The sequence below is a fragment of the Mycobacterium sp. E787 genome (assembly GCF_001668725.1).
Classification (GTDB): domain Bacteria; phylum Actinomycetota; class Actinomycetes; order Mycobacteriales; family Mycobacteriaceae; genus Mycobacterium.
Genome location: NZ_LZKL01000124.1, coordinates 99249 through 117719, shown reverse-complemented (window position 1 = coordinate 117719; position 18471 = coordinate 99249). Strand labels below are relative to the sequence as shown.

Sequence of the window (18471 nt, the reverse complement as noted above, 5' to 3'; positions counted from 1 at the left end):
ATCACCCAGTTGGGTCGTAACTTCCAGGTGATTTACGAGCAGGCCAACGCCCACGGCCAGAAGGTGCAGAGCGCCGGCAGCAACATGGCGAGCACCGACAGCGCCGTCGGGTCCAGCTGGGCCTGACACCGCACGCTCGAAACCGGGGCCGCACACCGACGGGTGTGCGGCCCCGGCGTTTGTCCACCCGTCCTACCCGGCCACCGGTGAACGCGGAATCAGCGAGGGGCGGAACCCGATTCGCTGGACCGCGCCGTCGGACTCGCGCCCGACCATCCCGCCCAGTGGCAGCTTGGAAATGCCGGCGGTGGGTGTCGATCCGGGCGCCGCGCCCCAGCCGCCGGGCGCGGCGTTGGCGTCGAGCGCCGGCAGCGGCGTGACCGCGGAAACCGTGTCGGCCCACGCCGGCGGCACCGACAGGGTCCCGAGCGAGGCCGCTTGCCCCACGCTCGCCGAGGCGCCGCCGCCCAGACCACCAACGGGCCCAAGGCCTCCCACGCCCCCAAGGGCTCCCGGGTCGGATCCCTCGAGCGAACCCAGGCCCGCGAAATCCAGGCTCAGGCCATACCCGTCGAAACCCAGCCCGGCACCGTCGGAGCCCAGACCGGCACCGTCGCCGCCTAGGCCGAACACGTCGGAACCCACACCGATGACGTCGAACGCCACGGTCGCCGCATTGCCGTTCAGCAGATTCGTGAGGCTCGAGGTCAATCCGGATAGCGCCCCCGCGCCGGTGCTGGCGCTCTTGGCGGCGGTCTTGCCCGTCGCGTCGGTCAGACTCGACAGCGCGCTGAGCGGGGAGGTCGCCGCCGTGGATCCGAGCGACGCCGCGGTGCCCGCCGCCGCCGGCGACAACCCGGTACCGGGGGTCGCCAGGGACTGCAGCGTTTGGGGCACCGAGGACATCAACTGGGCCGTCGTCGTCTGTGCGTTGCTGCCGGCCTGGGCGACCGCGCCGGCCTGATTGCCGAGCCCGCCGGGACTGGTCGTCTGCGGCGGTGGGGCGAATGTCGAGAATGCCGAGGCCGCAGCGGAATTCGCTGCGTAGTTGTACATCGCGGTGGCGTCCTGCGCCCACATCTCGCTGTACTCGGCCTCGGTGGCCATGATCGCCGGCGTGTTCTGCCCGAAGATGTTGGTCGCGATCAGGGCCATGAGCTGAGCGCGGTTGGCCGCGATCAGCGGCGGCGGCACCGTCATCGCATACGCCGTTTCGAAAGCCGCCGCCGCGGCCGTGGCCTGGGTAGCCGACTGCTCGCATTGCGCGGCGGTGGCCGTCATCCAGGAGACGTAGGGCGTCACCGCGGCCGCCATCGACAGCGAGGTGGGCCCGAGCCAGGATTCGTCGCTGAGGCTGGCGATCACCGACTGGTAGCCGCCGGCGGCGTCGGTCAGCTCGGCGGCCAGCGATTCCCATCCCGCGGACGCGGTCAGTAAAGTCCCGGGCCCCGGCCCCAGATACATCCGACCGGAGTTGATCTCCGGAGGCAGTGTGCCAAAGTCCATCGCCCGTTCCTATCCTTCGCTCGAGTTTGCTGGTCCGGTTGCACGTGGGTCGCATGCCGGGCCGCGATGCCCGGGAGCGGCGTTTGTGGCCGCGAAGCGCGGCGAACCAGCGCGGCGCCAGACCGGTCGCGCCGATCCGTCGGGCCGGGGGCATCGGGGGGCGCGCGGACATCGCCGCCGACGGCGGACGGCGTCCGCCATTCGGGCACGAGTCGTAACGGCGACGCCTGCGGCGGGAATTGCGGAGAGCGCCGGGTCGACGAGCCGGAGCTCAGCGACAGCCGCCGGAGCCATTCTCGATGGCCCGCTCAAATCTTGTGCCGCGAAAAACATGTAGTGCAACCACTATTCGTAACATCACGTAACTTTGCGGTAATGTGATTGAGGACACCGTCGTCCTCGGCCATCGTGCGTACGTGTCGAGCTCCGACGGCGTCCGCTGGTTTCCAGCGTTGTGTTGTCGATGAAATCCATTCGTATGGAAGTGATTTAGGGGACTACCCCTCGGATTGGCTCAGCTCCCTTAAACCAACGACCATTCATACCAGTATTTTTGAAAAATCTACCGGTCTCAACTTCACTGATGCAACACATATAAAACACATATTTGAGCCCGCCGCGATGTGAGCCACGGAACAGAGTTTTATTTGAGAACTCTATGAGTTCCGTGACAACCGCATATGCGCTTGGGAGAATGGGCGAACATGACCGTGATGTCGGGATACGCAGGCAGCCAACGGCCACGCCAGGCCATTCTGGGGCAGCTGCCCCGCATCTACCGTGCCGACGGCTCGCCCATCCGGGTTTTGCTGGTCGACGACGAGCCCGCGCTGACCAACCTGGTGAAGATGGCGCTGCACTACGAGGGCTGGGTCGTCGACATCGCCCACAACGGGCGCGAGGCCGTCGCGAAGTTCGAGAGTGTCAGCCCCGACGTGCTCGTCCTCGACATCATGCTTCCCGACGTGGACGGGCTACGCATCTTGCAGCGAATCCGCGAATCCGACGCCTACACCCCCACGCTGTTCCTCACCGCGCGCGACTCCGTCATGGACCGCGTCACCGGGCTCACCGCGGGCGCCGACGATTACATGACCAAGCCGTTCAGCCTCGAGGAACTCGTCGCGCGGCTCCGCGGCTTGTTGCGCCGCTCCAGCCAGCAGACCCCGCCGGCGGCCGAATCACTGAAAGTCGGTGACCTGCGTGTCGACACCGCCAGCCGCGAGGTCACCCGCGCCGGCACGCCGATATCGCTGTCGTCGACCGAGTTCGAACTGCTTCGCTTCCTCATGCGCAATCCGCGCCGCGCGCTGAGCCGCACCGAAATCCTGGACCGGGTGTGGAATTACGACTTCGCCGGCCGCACCAGCATCGTCGACCTCTACATCTCGTACCTGAGAAAGAAGATCGACTCCGGCCGCGAGCCGATGATCCACACCGTCCGCGGTGTGGGATACATGCTGCGCCCGCCGGAATGACCCGCGAGCCGAACGGGGCATCCAGGGAGCGTCCGCGATGGCTTCCCCGCTCGTTGCGCCGCCAGTTGCTGCTGGGCGTGTTGGCCGTCGTCAGCGTGGTGCTGGTGACGGTCGGGGTCGTCTCGGTGCTGAGCCTGCGCGGCTACGTCGCCGCGATGAGCGACGCCGACGTCGCACAATCTCTTGACGCACTGAGTAATTCGTACACCAGATACCGCGAACCGCCCTCGGCGCAACGGGCCCCCCAGCCGATCGCGCAGGCCATGCTGGAGTTCACCGATCAGACGCCGGGCAACCTCATCGCCGTGCTGCGCGACGGTAGGGTGATCGGCTCGGCGGTCTTTTCCGAAGCCGAGGCCCGGCCCGCGCCGCCCGACGTCGTCCGTGCCCTGGAAGCGCAGTCCTGGCCCGACGCGCCGCCACGAACCGAAAAGCTGGGCAGCCTCGGTTCGTATCGGGTCGACAGCCGCGTCGACGGGCCTGACCTGTTGGTCGTCGGGGTATCGCTGGCCCGGGCCGACCAGATCATCGTGCGCAAGCAGCTCACCACCACCGCGCTCGTCGCGGCGGCCCTGGCGGTTACCGCCGGGCTGACCGTCTGGGTGGTCGGGTACACGCTTCGCCCGCTGCGCCGGCTCGCCGCGACCGCCGCCGAAGTCGCCGCCATGCCGTTGACCGACGGCGATCATCGAATCAGCGCCCGGGTGCGACCGGGAGACACCGACCCCGACAACGAAGTCGGGATCGTCGGACACACGCTGAACCGGTTGCTGGACAACGTCGATAGCGCGCTGGCGCATCGCGCCGAGTCCGATTTGCGGATGCGGCAATTCATCACCGACGCCAGCCACGAATTGCGGACTCCGCTGGCCGCGATCCAGGGATACGCCGAATTGACGCGCCAGGACAGCTCGGCGCTGCCCCCGACCACCGAATACGCGCTGGCGCGCATCGAATCGGAAGCGCGGCGCATGGCGGTGCTCGTCGACGAGCTGCTGCTGCTCTCGCGCCTTGGCGAGGGCGAAGACCTGCAGACCCAGGACGTCGACCTGGCCGACCTCGTCGTCACCGCCGTGAACGATGCCGCGGTCGCGGCACCGACCCACCATTGGGTCAAGGACCTGCCCGACGAACCGGTGTGGGTCCGCGGCGACCATGCCCGGCTACACCAACTGATCAGCAACCTGCTCAGCAACGCCCGGCTGCACACGCCGCCGGGCGTCACGGTGACGACCGGAATCACCTGCCACCGCGGCCCCGGAGCCCCCTACGCGGAACTCACCGTGGCCGACGACGGACCCGGCATCGACGCGGACCTCCTGCCCCGGTTGTTCGAGCGGTTCGCCCGCGCGGACACGTCGAGGTCCGACGGCTCGGGGATCGGCCTGGGCTTGGCCATCGTGAGTTCGATCGTCAAGGCCCATCACGGGTCGGTGAGCGCCGAATCCGCCGATGGCCGAACGGTTTTCCGGGTGCGGCTTCCCTTAATTGAGGGTGCCGACGCAAGTAGGGATACCGGGTAGCCGCCAGGCCTTCAGCGGCGGGTTATCGCGAGCTTGGTTGCGCGCAAACGCTTTCCGGAGTTGGGCCGCTTTCCGTGGTTAGCGTTGTTGTTCCGACGGGCGCGCTTCTTGTCGGCTCGTTTGGACATCGCTTTTGCGTCACTTTCTCTTGTCAGCTCAGCGCCGATGCGACGAGGTGGGCGCTTAGTTTTTCCAGCCGGCTTCGAGCGCGCGGATTCTCCACGAGCGCGGCGGCCTTCGTGAGGTTCAGGCCGTCGTAGTAGCCACCGTCGACCACGGGACACGTGCGTGACCCCAGCGTGGTCATGATCGGTGCAGCCTCCTCGGCCGGCCGGCCGACGCGGCCGTACATGCGCAGCAGCCGGGTCTGGAACAAGCCGGGATGAACGCTGAGCGCGACGAACGAATCACCGCCGGCCTCGGCCAGAGACCTCGTGTACATCGTCAGGGCGAGCTTGGATTGGGCGTAAGCCGCCAGCGGCCAGTATTGGTCGCCGGCCGGGTCCTTCCAGTTGATGTTTCCCCCGGTGTGCCTGAGCGAGGACACGTTGACGACTCGTCCACCGGCGTTGGCAAGCCGCGGAACCAGTTTCGTGGTGAGCAGGTAGGGCGCGAGGTAGTTGACCTGGAACGTCAACTCGTGCCCGTCCCGCGTGTACGTCCGCCCCTCGGGGGCGGCGACCGCGGCGTTGTTGACCAGGACATCCAGCGTCGGCAAGGTGGCGGCGAGAGCGTCGGCCAGGGCGGCGACCTCATCCAGGCGGGTGAAGTCGGCCACAACGAGGTTCAGGCGCAGCGGCTCCGCTCCGTCCTTCACCAGACGGGTCATCGCCTCCTCGCCGCTGTCCTGGTCGGGAGCGTGCAGATATACGGTCGCTCCTTCATCGACGAACCGCCGGGCCGTTGCATAACCGATGCCATCGGTAGCGCCGGTGACGAGAATGGTGGGAGAGGTGGAGACAAGTTCGGACATGGCAACTTTCGCGATCGAGACGTATGACTGCAGACGTCGCGCGATACCACGCGACAACGAACGCAGCCGAAATGAATAGAGATGGGAACGATTGAGAACGGCCTGAACCTCGAGCGTTAAGAGCCAGGTTCAGATGATGATTCGCCCGGGCGACGGTGGCTCGTCGTCCCAGCCCACACCGTATCGCTCGAGCGCCGAGGGCACGGCGAGGGCAACAACGGCGGTATGGATCATGAGACGGATTGCAGCAGAACGTGACCCGCGTCGGCAATGCCACTTACGATTTCCTGAGCTGGTACGGACTTTCCTTAATGGTATTTTTACGCCGGCATGTGCGGCCGGCCAACGTTTGGTGTGACGACTCGCGAGGAACTTGGCATCGGAAAGTGGCGCGGCGGTTGCGCAGACGGCGCCGAGACTGTCGATCAAAATTGCATCAATGCAGGCAGATAGAACGTAGGGATTGCGTAACCGCGGAAATTATTTCGTTCAGATGCGCGTAGTTTGTCCTCGGACAGCCCGGGACTGAATCAAGGAGGACTCCCATCGGCAATTCATCTCAGTGGGGAATGGCGGCCTGGCTTCAAATCGCCACCGTCGCGGTCTTGGTGGGCACTCTCCACGTGCCTCTCGGCAACTACATGGCCCGTATGTACTCCGATACGCAACACTGGCGCGTCGAGAAAGTCTTCTACCGCCTGATGGGGGCTCAACCCGAAGACCAGCAGCGGTGGATGAAATACGGCACATCGGTGCTGGCGTTCTCCGCCGTCAGTGTGCTCTTCCTGTACGGGCTCCTACTGGTGCAGACGCGACTGCCCGAGCCGTGGGGGCACAAGGGCATGACGCCTGCGCTGGCTTTCAACACCTCAATCTCGTTCGTTACCAACACCAGTTGGCAGAACTACCCGGGCGAAACCACACTCGGACACGTCGGATTGCTGGTCGGATTGGGCGTTCAGGCATTCGCCAGCTGCGCGGTCGGAATGTGTGTCGCTGTGGCACTGATCCGCGGACTCTCGCAGTACCGGGACGAGCTTATCGGCAATTTCTGGGTCGACCTGGTGCGAACGGTGGTGCGCATCCTTATCCCGCTGTCGGTCGTCGTTACGCTGACCTTGCTCGCTCTTGGGGTGGTTAACAACGTGCATGCGGCGCAAGACATCACGACGGTAGCGGGCGGACGTCAAACTATTCTCGGTGGTCCCGTAGCCACGTGGGAATCGATCAAGCTGATGTCCGGTGACGGCGGTGGCGCATTCAACGTGAACAGCGCCCATCCCTTCGAGAACCCAACGCCGCTCACCAACATCGTCGAGATTGTTGCGATGCTCCTGATTCCGGTGGCGTTCATCAGAACGTTCGGGGTGATGGTCGGCGAAAAGAAGCAGGGTTGGGCGCTATTTGCCGCAGCCGCAATCCTGTTCGTGGCCGGCACCGCGGCGATCATCGCGTCGGAGTTCGTGGCGAACGGCACCGTGATCCACGCCGTCGGTGCCGCGACCGAAGGCACCGAGACCCGGTTTGGTGTGCCCGGTAGCGCCATCTTCGGTCAGGCCGCGACGGCAAGCGCCGACGGTGCTGCAAACTCTTCGTATGACAGCTATGCGAGCGCCGGCGGAGCAATGCTGATGCTGAACATGATGCTTGGCGAAGTCGCACCCGGCGGTGCGGGCAGCGGACTCTACGGCCTGGTGATGATGACCCTGCTCGCGGTCTTCCTCGGCGGCCTGATGATCGGACGGACACCCGAATACCTCAAACAGCGGCTGCATGCCCGCCACATGAAGCTCATCAGCCTCTACCTGTTGACCCTCCCCGCGGCGGTTCTCATTGGAACAGCGGCGGCCATGGCACTTCCCGGTGAACGCGCCTCAACGCTCAACACTGGTCCCCACGGGCTTTCCGAGGTGCTGTACGCCTTCACGAGTGCCGCGGCCAACAATGGCAGCGCCTTCGCCGGATTTTCCGGCAACACCACGTGGTACAACATCGCTCTTGCCCTCGCGATGGTGGTAGGACGGTTCCTGCCGATCATTGCCGTGCTCGCGCTCGCCGGGACCTTCGCGACGCAGCGGGCCGGCGTCATCACCGCAGGAACCCTCCGGACGCATAGTCCGACGTTCGTTTTCCTCATCGTCGGTGCGACGTTGATCGTCGTCGGGCTGGAGTATCTGCCCGCGCTGGCGCTCGGCCCCGCGGCAGACGCACTGCCGAGATAAGCGGCATGATCTTGCCATTGCCGTATCGGCCTTTGACACCGGCGCGGCCGGCGGCGACGTGGATTGTGCTGTCCTACAGTCGTTTCGGCCTCGCGCGGTGCGGCGGTCGCGGAGCGGGCCGGGCTCCGGACGGGGATCGGCCGTGTTGGCGCCTAGCGAAGTAGTAGACGGTGAGCAACACCGAAGCCGCGGCAACGGCCTCGGGAATCTGCGACACCACGTCAGACATACCTGAGGGCCTCGAGACGGTCGTAAGCCTCCCACCAGACGGCCTCATGCTCGACGGGTGAGATCACACCGGTCGCCAACATCTGGTCGGCCCGGATCAGCATGTCGGCCAAAACTTGGCACTCGGTGTGGCTGTGTCGCGCTTGCACGTCGGCGCTGTTGGGCAAAACGATCACCGACATCGACCTGACCTGCACGCGGATGGGTCCGGCTCGCAGGAACAGCAGCGCGCCGATACCCACGTAGGCGGCGATGGAGATCGCGAGCACTTTGTCGGGTGAGGCCGCGGCGTCGCCCAGCAGCATCATCGCGAGCAGCCCGAGCGCCGCGCCCGTTATCGGCCACCCGCGCCACAGCCGCGCCATCCGGCGATCGGCGGTGGTGCTTCCGGGCGGATAGACGATCAATCGGTCGCGCTGAACGCCGTATCTGCCAACCGTGGCATCGAACGATCCCCACTGATGGGGGCCGTCGAGCAGGCGCGACCACCACTGCGGTCGTTCCGGTGTGCTTTCACTCGGCTGGAGGACGCCCGGCTCGGCGTGTCGCTGCGCGGCTTTTCGCATGGACTCGGGTCTACGCCCGATTCACGTCGCCCTCTAGTAATCCAAACGACATCTATACGCTCGACGGCACAACTTTTACGCCGGCTCATCGACCGCGGCGAGCGGAGTCGCCACACGATCAGCAGAAAGAGCTTGTGCTCATCGGTGCCGGTCAGTTAGATATCCGCCGTGGCAGTGAACGCCGGGAACCTGAGATTGCACTGATGTGAAGGCACGACTCCGTGCGCTGTGGCCAGAGTGGCAGCGGGAAGAGCTGAGCACCAATCTGTGGTTGGTTCCCACCATCCTGGTAATCGGCGCGCTCGGACTTTTCGCGCTGACCGCGCGGCTCGACGGAGCGGCTTACCAGGGTCGGCTGCGGCCCCCATCCTGGGTGGTCAGCGGCTCCGCCGACGCGGCGCGTCAAGTCCTGACATCGATCGCGGCGTCGGTGATCACCGTCGTCGGCATCGTCTTCTCCATCACGATCGTGACGCTGACGCTGGCGTCGACGCAGTTCGGTCCGCGGATGCTACGCAACTTCATCCGCGACCGCGGCACCCAGCTCACACTAGGAACGTTCGTGGCGACCTTCGTGTATTGCGTCGTCGCGCTGGTGTCGATCGGGCCCGGCGATCGCGGCGAATTCGTCCCGCACATCTCGATCACGACGGCTTTCGGTCTGGTGCTCATCGACCTCGCGGTGCTGATCTACTTCATCCACCACATCGCCACCCAGATCCAGCTGCCACAAGTGATCGCCGGCATCGCCAAAGACCTGGCCCACGCGGTCGCTGTGCAGAGCGCCGACCGGCCCATGTCGACACGAAAGGCCGCGCACGGTCCGTCGCTCGACGAACTGCTCGCCACCATCGAAACCTCCGGCAGCGTCATTCGAACCCCCAAAAGCGGCTACCTGCAATTCATTCGACATCAGACGCTGGTCCGCGTCGCGGCGCAGGCCGACGCGGTGATCCGGCTGCCCTACCGCCCGGGCCACTTCCTCGTCGAAGGCCGTGAACTGGCGAGCGTGTGGCCCGCCACCGCCGCCGAACAGGTGGCCGACTACCTGGCCCGAGCCCAGGCGACCGGGCCGCACCGCACCCTGACGCAGGACGTCGCCTTCGGCGTGGATCAACTCGTCGAGATCGCCATCCGGGCGCTGTCGCCGGCCGTCAACGACACCTTCACCGCGCTCACGTGCATCGACTGGCTCGGCGACTCCCTGTGCAAGATCGCGCCGGTCTGGACGCCCACCCAAATCCATCGCGACAATCGCGGCGTCATCCGCGTCATCTCGGACCAGGTCAGCTATGAACGGCTCGTGCAGCGAGCCTTCGAGAAGATTCGCCAAGCCAGCCGGGCGATGCCCGCGGTAATGATCCGCCAGCTCGACACCCTGGCGACGATCATGGAACAAACGACGGATCCGCAACGCGCGCAGGTCCTGATGGATCAAGCGGCCATGATCCACCGGGCGAATGCTGAATCGGTTCCCGAGCACTCGGATCGCGCCGACGTGGATCGTCGATACGTCGCGTTGCTCGCCCTGCACGAACGACTCGGCGGCCCGGCCCACGGGATGAGCGACCAGGCGTAAAGAAACCGTAAAGGCGCACCGCAACGCCGTTAGGAAACTGTCAACCAAAGGCCCTACCCGGCAACCGCTGTCTAGTTTCAAGCTGACCTTGCCTCCGAGTACGGCACTGCGGCCTGCTCGAAGAGGCCCTTTCGTATGCGCCAGTCGCACGGAACGGAGACAAGTATGGGCGTGTTGATCTACGTCTTACTGACGATCGCGGTGTTCGCCGTGCTCGGGCTGACCCAGAAGTTGGTCGAGCGGCTGTGAGCTACGAAAACGTCGTCGGTTTGGCGCTTTCCGTCATCCTTGCGGTATATCTCGCAGCCGCCCTGCTGTTCCCGGAGAGGTTCTAGTGAGCACAACTACAGCGGGGATCATCTTCCTCGCCGTCCTCGTCGCGGCGCTGGTGGTGGTGCATGTGCCGTTCGGCGACTACATGTACCGGGTGTACACGTCGGACAAGGACTCCTACGTCGAGCGGGTCATCTACCGGGCGATCGGTGTCGACTCGCGCTCGGAGCAGACCTGGGGGGCGTATGCCCGCAGCGTCCTGGCCTTCTCGTCGATCAGCATCCTCTTCCTGTTCGCATTCCAGCTCGTGCAGGGCAAATTGCCATTACACCTGCACGATCCGGCGACCCAGATGACCCCGGGGCTGGCGTGGAACACCGCCGTCAGCTTCGTCACCAACACCAACTGGCAGGCCTACTCCGGTGAATCGACGCAGGGCCATCTCGTCCAGATGGCCGGACTGGCGGTGCAGAACTTCGTCTCCGCGGCCGTCGGCATGGCGGTGGCGATCGCACTGGTACGCGGCTTCGCCCGTAAGCGCACCGGTGACCTGGGCAACTTCTGGGTGGACCTGGTGCGCACGGTGCTGCGCATCCTGCTGCCCATTTCGATCGTCGCCGCGATCCTGCTGATCGCCGGAGGGGCGATACAAAACTTCCACCTGCACGACCAGGCGGTCACCACGCTCGGCGGCGCCCAGCAGACGATCACCGGCGGCCCGGTGGCGAGCCAGGAGGCGATCAAGGAGCTGGGCACCAACGGCGGCGGCTTCTACAACGCGAACTCGGCGCACCCGTTCGAGAACCCCACGACCTGGGCCAACTGGCTGGAGATCTTCCTGCTGCTGGTGATCAGCTTCTCGCTGCCCCGCACCTTCGGGCGCATGGTGGGCAGCACCAAGCAGGGGTACGCGATCGCATCGGTCATGGCGACCCTCTACGCGATCAGCGTGTCCTTCATGATGTGGTTCCAGCTGCAGCACCACGGCACCGTCCCGACCGCCGTCGGGGCCGCCATGGAAGGCGTCGAGCAGCGGTTCGGCGTCGCCGACTCGGCGGTGTTCGCCGACTCGACGACGCTCACCTCCACCGGTGCCGTCGACTCGTTCCACGACTCGTACACCAGCCTCGGCGGGATGATCACCATGTTCAACATGCAGCTCGGCGAGGTCGCGCCCGGCGGCACCGGCTCGGGCCTCTACGGCATGCTGATTTTGGCGGTGATCACGGTTTTCGTCGCCGGTCTGATGGTCGGGCGCACGCCCGAATACCTCGGCAAGAAGATCAATCCCCGCGAAATCAAGCTTGCCGCAAGCTATTTCCTCGTGACACCGCTGATCGTGCTGACCGGGACCGCGATCGCGATGGCGCTGCCCGGTGAACGCGCCGGCATGCTCAACACCGGCCCGCACGGGCTGTCGGAGGTGTTGTACGCGTTCACCTCCGCGGCCAACAACAACGGGTCCGCGTTCGCCGGCATCAGCGTCAACACCAACTGGTACAACACCGCTTTGGGGCTGGCCATGGTCTTCGGCCGATTCCTGCCCATGGTGCTCGTCCTGGCGCTGGCCGGTTCGCTCGCCAGGCAGGGTCACACACCCGAATCGGTGGGCACCCTGCCCACCCATCGGCCGCAGTTCGTGGGAATGGTCGCCGGCGTCACGGTGATCCTCGTCGCCCTCACATTCCTGCCCATGCTCGCGCTCGGGCCTCTCGCCGAAGGAATCCACTGATGACCGCAACCGCCATCGATCCGGCCGAACAGACCCAGTCCGCGGCCCACGCCGGCCCGAAACGGGTGCACGGCGGGTTGCTCGACCCGAAGATGCTGTGGCGCTCGACGCCGGACGCGCTGCGCAAGCTCGACCCGCGCACCCTGTGGCGCAACCCGGTGATGTTCATCGTCGAGATCGGCGCCGCCTGGAGCACCTGGTTGGCGATCGTCAACGAAACCTGGTTCGCGTGGCTGATCGTGGTCTGGCTGTGGCTGACCGTGCTGTTCGCCAACCTGGCGGAGGCGGTGGCCGAAGGCCGCGGCAAGGCGCAGGCGGAAACGCTGCGCCGAGCCAAGACCCAGACCATGGCCCGGCGGCTCAGGAACTGGCAACCCGGCGGCGCCGGCGTGGAGGAAGAAGTCGCGGCGCCGCTGCTGCAACAAGGTGACATCGTCGTGGTCGAGGCCGGGCAGGTGATACCGGGCGACGGCGACGTGGTGGAAGGCATTGCGTCGGTGGACGAATCGGCGATCACCGGCGAGTCGGCGCCGGTGATCCGTGAATCCGGCGGCGACCGTTCGGCGGTCACCGGCGGCACCACCGTGCTGAGCGACCGGATCGTCGTGAAGATCACCCAGAAGCCGGGTGAGAGCTTCATCGACCGGATGATCGCGCTCGTCGAGGGCGCCAACCGGCAGAAGACCCCCAACGAGATCGCGCTGAACATCCTGCTGGCCGCGTTGACGATCATTTTCGTCTTCGCCGTCGCGACCCTGCAGCCGTTGGCGATCTACTCCAAAGCGAACAACCCGGGCGTTCCGGACACCCAGGCGCTCAACGCAAGTGGCGTCACCGGGATCGTGATGGTGTCGCTGCTGGTGTGCCTGATCCCGACAACGATCGGCGCGCTGCTGTCGGCCATCGGCATCGCGGGAATGGACCGCTTGGTGCAGCGCAACGTGCTGGCCATGTCCGGGCGCGCCGTGGAAGCCGCCGGTGACGTGAACACGCTGCTGCTCGACAAGACGGGCACCATCACCCTGGGCAACCGGCAGGCCGGCGACTTCGTCCCCCTTGCCGGTGTCACCAGTGAGCAACTGGCCGACGCCGCGCAATTGTCCAGCCTGGCCGACGAAACGCCGGAGGGACGCTCGATTGTCGTGTTCGCCAAGCAGCACTTCGGGCTGCGCGAGCGCGCTCCGGGCGAACTCGCGCACGCCCAATGGGTTGAGTTCTCCGCCTCGACGCGGATGTCCGGGGTCGACCTGGACGGGCATCAGCTGCGCAAGGGCGCGGCGAGTTCGGTCGCGGAATGGGTTCGCGGGCAAGGCGGTAAGGTGCCGACGCAGCTCGGTGAGATCGTCGACGGCATCTCCGCCGGCGGCGGCACCCCGCTGGTCGTCGGTGAGTGCCTGAACGGCGAGGCGGCGGTCCTGGGTGTCATCCACCTCAAGGACGTCGTCAAGCAGGGCATGCGCGAGCGCTTCGACGAGATGCGGAAGATGGGCATCCGCACGGTGATGATCACCGGCGATAACCCGTTGACCGCCAAGGCGATTGCCGACGAGGCCGGTGTCGACGACTTCCTTGCCGAGGCCACGCCGGAGGACAAGCTCGCCCTGATCAAGCGTGAGCAAGAAGGCGGCAAGCTGGTCGCGATGACCGGCGACGGCACCAACGACGCGCCGGCGCTGGCTCAGGCCGACGTGGGCGTGGCGATGAACACCGGGACCTCGGCGGCCAAAGAGGCCGGCAACATGGTCGACCTCGACTCCGACCCCACCAAGCTCATCGAGATCGTCGAGATCGGCAAGCAGCTGCTGATCACCCGCGGCGCGCTCACGACGTTTTCCATCGCCAACGACATCGCCAAATACTTCGCGATCATCCCGGCGATGTTCGTCGCGCTGTTCCCCGGCCTGGACATGATCAACATCATGCGGCTGCACAGCCCGCAGTCGGCGATCCTGTCGGCGGTGATCTTCAACGCCATCATCATCGTCATGCTGATCCCGTTGTCGCTACGCGGCGTGCGCTACACACCGAGCAGCGCATCAAAGCTGTTGAGCCGCAACCTGTATGTGTACGGGCTCGGCGGCATCGTCGCCCCGTTCATCGGGATCAAGCTGATCGACCTCATCGTCCAATTCGTCCCGGGGATGTCCTGACATGAAGTTCTCCGCTTTCGTCCGCATGCACTGGGCGGCGTTTCGCGCGCTGCTGGTCCTGACCGTGCTCACCGGTCTCGCCTATCCGCTGTTCATCTGGCTCGTCGCGCAGATTCCTGGATTGCACGACAAGGCCGACGGGTCGATGCTCAGCGCCCACGGCAAGCCCGTCGGCAGCCGGCTGATCGGCCAGCAGTTCACCGACAAGGACGGCAACGCGCTGCCGCAGTACTTCCAGAGCCGCCCCTCGGCGGCCGGCACCGGCTACGACCCGCTGAACTCGAGCGCGAGCAACCTCGGGCCGGAGAGCATCGTCGACACCCCCGCGGACCCCGCGCAACTGGCGGCCGGGAAGTCGGCATCGGATGCCGGGTTCAAGCCGAGCCTGCTGACGCAGGTGTGCACCCGTAGTTCCGCGGTGGGGCAGCTGGAAGGCGTGGACGGGTCGCGCCCGTTCTGCACGGGCGGCGGCGTGGGCGCGGTGCTCTCGGTGATCGGCCCCCGGGATACCCGCGGCAACGTCGTCCACCCCACCCGGGTGGTGAGCGTCAACGAGCCGTGTCAGTCGACGTCGGCGCCGTTCCTGGTGATCTACGAGGGGGTGCGCGTCGAGTGCGCCAAATACGGCGAGGATTACACGATCGGCCAGATAGTGCCCGTCCGCGGGGCCGCCCCCGACCAACCGGCCGTGCCCGCCGACGCTGTCACCGCCAGCGGCAGCGGCCTGGACCCACATATCTCCCCCGCCTACGCCGACATCCAGGTCGCCCGGGTGGCCAAGGCCCGCCACGTCAGCCCCGATCAGATCCGCGCGGTCGTCGCGCAGTACCGCAGCGCGCGCACCCTTGGCTTTGTCGGTGAGCCGACGGTGAATGTGCTGGAGCTCAACCTGCAACTCGATCACCAATATCCGGTTACCAGCTAGCGCCGAGGGGGATGATGGTTGACGTGAGCGCGACCGACCACCGTCCCAAGCGCGGGGAATTACGCATCTACCTCGGCGCCGCACCCGGTGTCGGCAAGACGTACGCGATGCTCGGCGAGGCGCACCGGCGGCTGGAGCGCGGCACCGACGTGGTGGCGGCCGTCGTCGAGACCCACGGCCGGGCGAAAACCGCTGAGCTGATTGAGGGCATCGAGGTCATTCCACCCCGCTACATCGACTATCGCGGCGGTCGCTTCCCCGAGCTCGACGTGCCGGCCGTCCTGGCGCGGCACCCGCAGGTGGTCCTGGTCGACGAACTCGCCCACACCAACACACCGGGCAGCAAGAACGAGAAACGGTGGCAGGACGTCGAAGAGCTGCTGGACGCCGGGATCACGGTGATCTCGACCGTCAACATCCAGCACCTGGAAAGCCTCAACGATGTCGTCGCCCAGATCACCGGCATCGAGCAGCAGGAGACCATCCCGGATTCGATAGTGCGCCAGGCTTCGCAGGTCGAACTCATCGACATCACCCCGGAGGCCCTGCGCCGCAGGCTGTCCCACGGCAACGTCTACACGCCGGAACGGATCGACGCGGCACTGTCGAACTACTTCCGCCGCGGAAACCTCACGGCACTCAGGGAATTGGCGCTGCTTTGGCTGGCGGACCAGGTGGATACCGCGCTGGCCAAATACCGGGCCGAGAACAAGATCACCGACATGTGGGAGGCGCGGGAACGCGTCGTTGTGGCGGTCACCGGTGGACCGGAGTCGGAGACATTGGTACGGCGGGCATCCCGGATCGCGTCGAAGTCCAGCGCCGAGCTGATGGTGGTGCACGTCATCCGCGGTGACGGGCTGGCCGGCGTCTCGGAACGCAGGATGACGAAGGTTCGCGAGTTGGCCAACAGCCTCGACGCGTCCCTGCACACCGTGGTCGGTGACGACGTCCCGACGGCGCTGCTCGATTTCGCCCGCGAGAACAACGCCACCCAGCTGGTTATCGGCACATCCCGCCGGCCCCGGTGGGCGCGCATCTTCGAGGAGGGCATCGGCCCGACGATCGTCGAGCGGTCCGGGAAGATCGACGTGCACATCGTCACGCACGAGGAATCCAAGCGCGGCCTTCACCTGGGGCCGCTGGTGCCCCGCGAGCGCCGCGTCGCATCGTGGCTGGCGGCCGTCATCGTGCCGTCGGTCATTTGCGCCGTGACGGTCACGCTGCTGGACCCGTACCTGAACAACGCCGGTGAGAGCGCGTTGTTCTTCGTCGGGGTGCTGTGTGTCGGCCTACTCGGCGGCGTTGCCCCGGCGATCCTTTCGGCGGTGCTGTCCGGGCTGCTGCTGAACTACTACCTGATCCCCCCGCGGCACAGCTTCACCATTGCCGAACCAAACGCCGCCATCACCGAATTGGTGCTGATGATGATCGCGGTCGCGGTCGCGGTCCTCGTCGACGGCGCCAGTAAACGCACCCGCGAAGCCCGGCGCGCGTCCCAGGAAGCCGAGCTGCTCACGCTGTTCGCGGGGTCGGTGCTGCGCGGCGCCGACCTCGAGACGCTGCTGGAACGCGTGCGGGAGACCTACTCGCAGCGCGCCGTCAGCATGCTGCGCGAGCCCAGCGAGGAAGAGCGCGCAGCCGGCAAGAAGAGCTACATCGTGGCCTGCGTGGGCAAAGACCCTTGTGTGACCGTTGATTCGGCGGACACCGCGATCGAGGTCGGCGACGAAGAGTTCTGGATGTTGATGGCCGGCAAGAAGCTCTCCACCCGTGACCGCCGCGTGCTCAGCGCCGTGGCCAAGCAGGCGGCGGGCCTGATCAGGCAGCGGGAGCTGGCCGAGGAGGCCAGCCGTACCGAGGCGATCGTGCGGGCCGACGAGCTGCGGCGCTCGCTGCTTTCGGCGGTCAGCCACGACCTCCGGACGCCGCTCGCGGCCGCCAAGGTGGCGGTGTCCAGCTTGCGCGCCGAGGACGTGGCCTTCTCCCCCCAGGACACCGCCGAACTGCTGGCCACCATCGAGGAGTCGATCGACCAGCTGACCGCGCTGGTCGGCAACCTGCTCGATTCCTCGCGCCTGGCCGCCGGGGTGATCCACCCGGAGCTGCGGCGCGTCTATCTGGAGGAAACGGTGCAGCGCGCGCTGGTCAGTATCGGCAAGGGCGCCACCGGTTTCTACCGATCGGCCATCGATCGCGTCAAAGTCGACGTCGGCGACGCGGTGGTGATGGCCGACGCGGGGTTGCTGGAACGCGTCCTTGCCAACCTGATCGACAACGCGCTGCGCTACGCCCCCAACTGCGTGGTGCGGGTCAACGCCGGGCGAGTGGGCGATCGCGTCCTGATCAACGTCATCGACGAAGGCCCCGGAATACCCAAGGGCACCGAGGACACGATCTTCGAAGCCTTCCAGCGGCTCGGTGATCACGACAACACCACGGGTGTGGGCCTGGGCATGTCGGTGGCGCGGGGCTTCGTCGAGGCGATGGGCGGCACGATTGCGGCCGGCGACACCCCGGGCGGCGGGCTGACCGTCGTGGTGGATCTGGCCGCGCCGCAGGAGTTTGGTGCGCTGTGACCCGCGTGTTGGTGATCGACGACGAGCCGCAGATCCTGCGCGCGCTGCGCATCAACCTGTCGGTGCGTGGCTACGAGGTCATCACCGCGTCGACCGGCGCCGGAGCGCTGCGTGCGGCCGCCGAGCACAAGCCCGACGTGGTGATCCTCGACCTCGGCCTGCCGGACATATCCGGCATCGAGGTGCTGGAAGGCCTGCGCGGCTGGCTCTCGGCGCCGGTGATCGTGCTCTCGGCGCGCACGGACTCGTCGGACAAGGTCGGGGCCCTGGACGCCGGGGCCGACGACTACGTGACGAAACCCTTTGGGATGGACGAGTTCCTGGCCCGCCTGCGCGCCGCGGTGCGCCGCAACGCCGCGGCGTCCGAAGTCGATGAACCGGTGATCGAGACCGAGGCGTTCACGGTGGATCTCGCCGCGAAGAAGGTCACCAAGGACGGCGTGGAGGTGCATCTCACGCCGACCGAGTGGGGCATGCTCGAGGTGCTGGTGCGCAACCGGGGCAAGCTGGTGGGCCGCGAGGAGTTGCTGAAGGAGGTGTGGGGCCCCGCGTACGCCACCGAAACCCATTACCTGCGTGTGTATCTGGCGCAGCTGCGGCGCAAGCTCGAGGACGACCCGTCGCATCCCAAACACCTGCTCACCGAATCGGGCATGGGCTACCGGTTCGAGGCGTGAGTCGCCGAGCGTCGACTTGTTGCGCCCATTTTGGCCTAATCAGCGCAACAAGTCGACGTT

General features: G+C 66.3%; 15 protein-coding genes and 1 pseudogene. 12 read left to right on the top strand and 4 right to left on the bottom strand.

All coding sequences use genetic code 11. From position 1 onward, the window contains the following. A pseudogene (locus tag A5705_RS24780) lies at positions 1–126 on the top strand (type VII secretion protein EsxI); the annotation flags it as partial. A 66-nt stretch (positions 127–192) separates the two neighbouring features. Here the strand turns inward: A5705_RS24780 and A5705_RS24775 are convergent. Further along, positions 193–1506: a PPE family protein gene (locus A5705_RS24775; protein ID WP_068280587.1), complete on the bottom strand. Its 1314-nt coding sequence runs from the start codon at positions 1504–1506 to the stop codon at positions 193–195. A gap of 704 nt (positions 1507–2210) precedes the next feature. On the opposite strand from A5705_RS24775, the gene A5705_RS24765 reads away from it, so the two are divergent. Together A5705_RS24765 and A5705_RS24760 are read left to right on the top strand one after the other, a co-directional pair. Next, positions 2211–2984: a response regulator transcription factor gene (locus A5705_RS24765; RefSeq protein ID WP_067877851.1), complete on the top strand. Its 774-nt coding sequence runs from the start codon at positions 2211–2213 to the stop codon at positions 2982–2984. After that, the gene (locus A5705_RS24760) at positions 2981–4507 is read left to right on the top strand and encodes a cell wall metabolism sensor histidine kinase WalK (protein ID WP_068280581.1); all 1527 of its coding nucleotides are present in this window, start codon (positions 2981–2983) and stop codon (positions 4505–4507) included. The genes A5705_RS24765 and A5705_RS24760 overlap by 4 nt, the downstream gene beginning before the upstream one ends. 11 nt (positions 4508–4518) lie before the next feature. Here A5705_RS24760 and A5705_RS29250 read toward each other — a convergent pair whose 3' ends face one another. Then, complete coding sequence (locus A5705_RS29250) at positions 4519–4635, bottom strand: 50S ribosomal protein bL37 (RefSeq protein ID WP_369803321.1); 117 nt, start codon at positions 4633–4635, stop codon at positions 4519–4521. A 23-nt stretch (positions 4636–4658) separates the two neighbouring features. Next, a complete protein-coding gene (locus A5705_RS24755; protein ID WP_068280578.1) occupies positions 4659–5480 on the bottom strand; it encodes an SDR family NAD(P)-dependent oxidoreductase in 822 nt (273 codons plus the stop codon). 569 nt (positions 5481–6049) lie between these two features. Here A5705_RS24755 and kdpA (A5705_RS24750) point away from each other — a divergent pair. Next, complete coding sequence (gene kdpA, locus A5705_RS24750; protein ID WP_068280575.1) at positions 6050–7702, top strand: potassium-transporting ATPase subunit KdpA; 1653 nt, start codon at positions 6050–6052, stop codon at positions 7700–7702. A 221-nt stretch (positions 7703–7923) separates the two neighbouring features. Here the strand turns inward: kdpA (A5705_RS24750) and A5705_RS24745 are convergent, their stop codons facing one another. Further along, a complete protein-coding gene (locus tag A5705_RS24745) occupies positions 7924–8496 on the bottom strand; it encodes a DUF6611 family protein (protein WP_082956676.1) in 573 nt (190 codons plus the stop codon). A 205-nt stretch (positions 8497–8701) separates the two neighbouring features. Between A5705_RS24745 and A5705_RS24740 the strand changes: the two genes are divergently transcribed. The 8 genes from A5705_RS24740 (at position 8702) to A5705_RS24705 (ending at position 18411) form a co-directional block, all read left to right on the top strand. Next, positions 8702–10075: a DUF2254 domain-containing protein gene (locus tag A5705_RS24740; RefSeq protein WP_082956675.1), complete on the top strand. Its 1374-nt coding sequence runs from the start codon at positions 8702–8704 to the stop codon at positions 10073–10075. A gap of 135 nt (positions 10076–10210) precedes the next feature. Beyond that, positions 10211–10324, top strand: a complete 114-nt coding sequence (locus A5705_RS28795; protein WP_231964283.1) for a potassium ABC transporter ATPase — start codon at positions 10211–10213, stop codon at positions 10322–10324. Then, the gene (kdpF, locus tag A5705_RS28790) at positions 10321–10410 is read left to right on the top strand and encodes a K(+)-transporting ATPase subunit F (RefSeq protein ID WP_067877446.1); all 90 of its coding nucleotides are present in this window, start codon (positions 10321–10323) and stop codon (positions 10408–10410) included. Before A5705_RS28795 ends, kdpF begins: the two co-directional genes overlap by 4 nt. Next, the gene (gene kdpA, locus A5705_RS24725) at positions 10410–12080 is read left to right on the top strand and encodes a potassium-transporting ATPase subunit KdpA (protein WP_067877449.1); all 1671 of its coding nucleotides are present in this window, start codon (positions 10410–10412) and stop codon (positions 12078–12080) included. The genes kdpF and kdpA (A5705_RS24725) overlap by 1 nt, the downstream gene beginning before the upstream one ends. Continuing rightward, the gene (kdpB, locus tag A5705_RS24720) at positions 12080–14230 is read left to right on the top strand and encodes a potassium-transporting ATPase subunit KdpB (RefSeq protein WP_067877452.1); all 2151 of its coding nucleotides are present in this window, start codon (positions 12080–12082) and stop codon (positions 14228–14230) included. The genes kdpA (A5705_RS24725) and kdpB overlap by 1 nt, the downstream gene beginning before the upstream one ends. Before the next feature lies 1 nt (position 14231). Further along, positions 14232–15155 carry a potassium-transporting ATPase subunit C gene (locus A5705_RS24715; protein ID WP_068280572.1) on the top strand — a complete coding sequence of 308 codons (924 nt, stop codon included), beginning with the start codon at positions 14232–14234 and terminating at the stop codon, positions 15153–15155. An 11-nt stretch (positions 15156–15166) separates the two neighbouring features. Beyond that, positions 15167–17734: a sensor histidine kinase KdpD gene (locus tag A5705_RS24710; protein ID WP_068280569.1), complete on the top strand. Its 2568-nt coding sequence runs from the start codon at positions 15167–15169 to the stop codon at positions 17732–17734. Further along, entirely contained in the window at positions 17731–18411 is a 681-nt protein-coding gene (locus tag A5705_RS24705; RefSeq protein WP_067877461.1) for a response regulator, read from the top strand. Before A5705_RS24710 ends, A5705_RS24705 begins: the two co-directional genes overlap by 4 nt. Positions 18412–18471 lie beyond the last annotated feature (60 nt).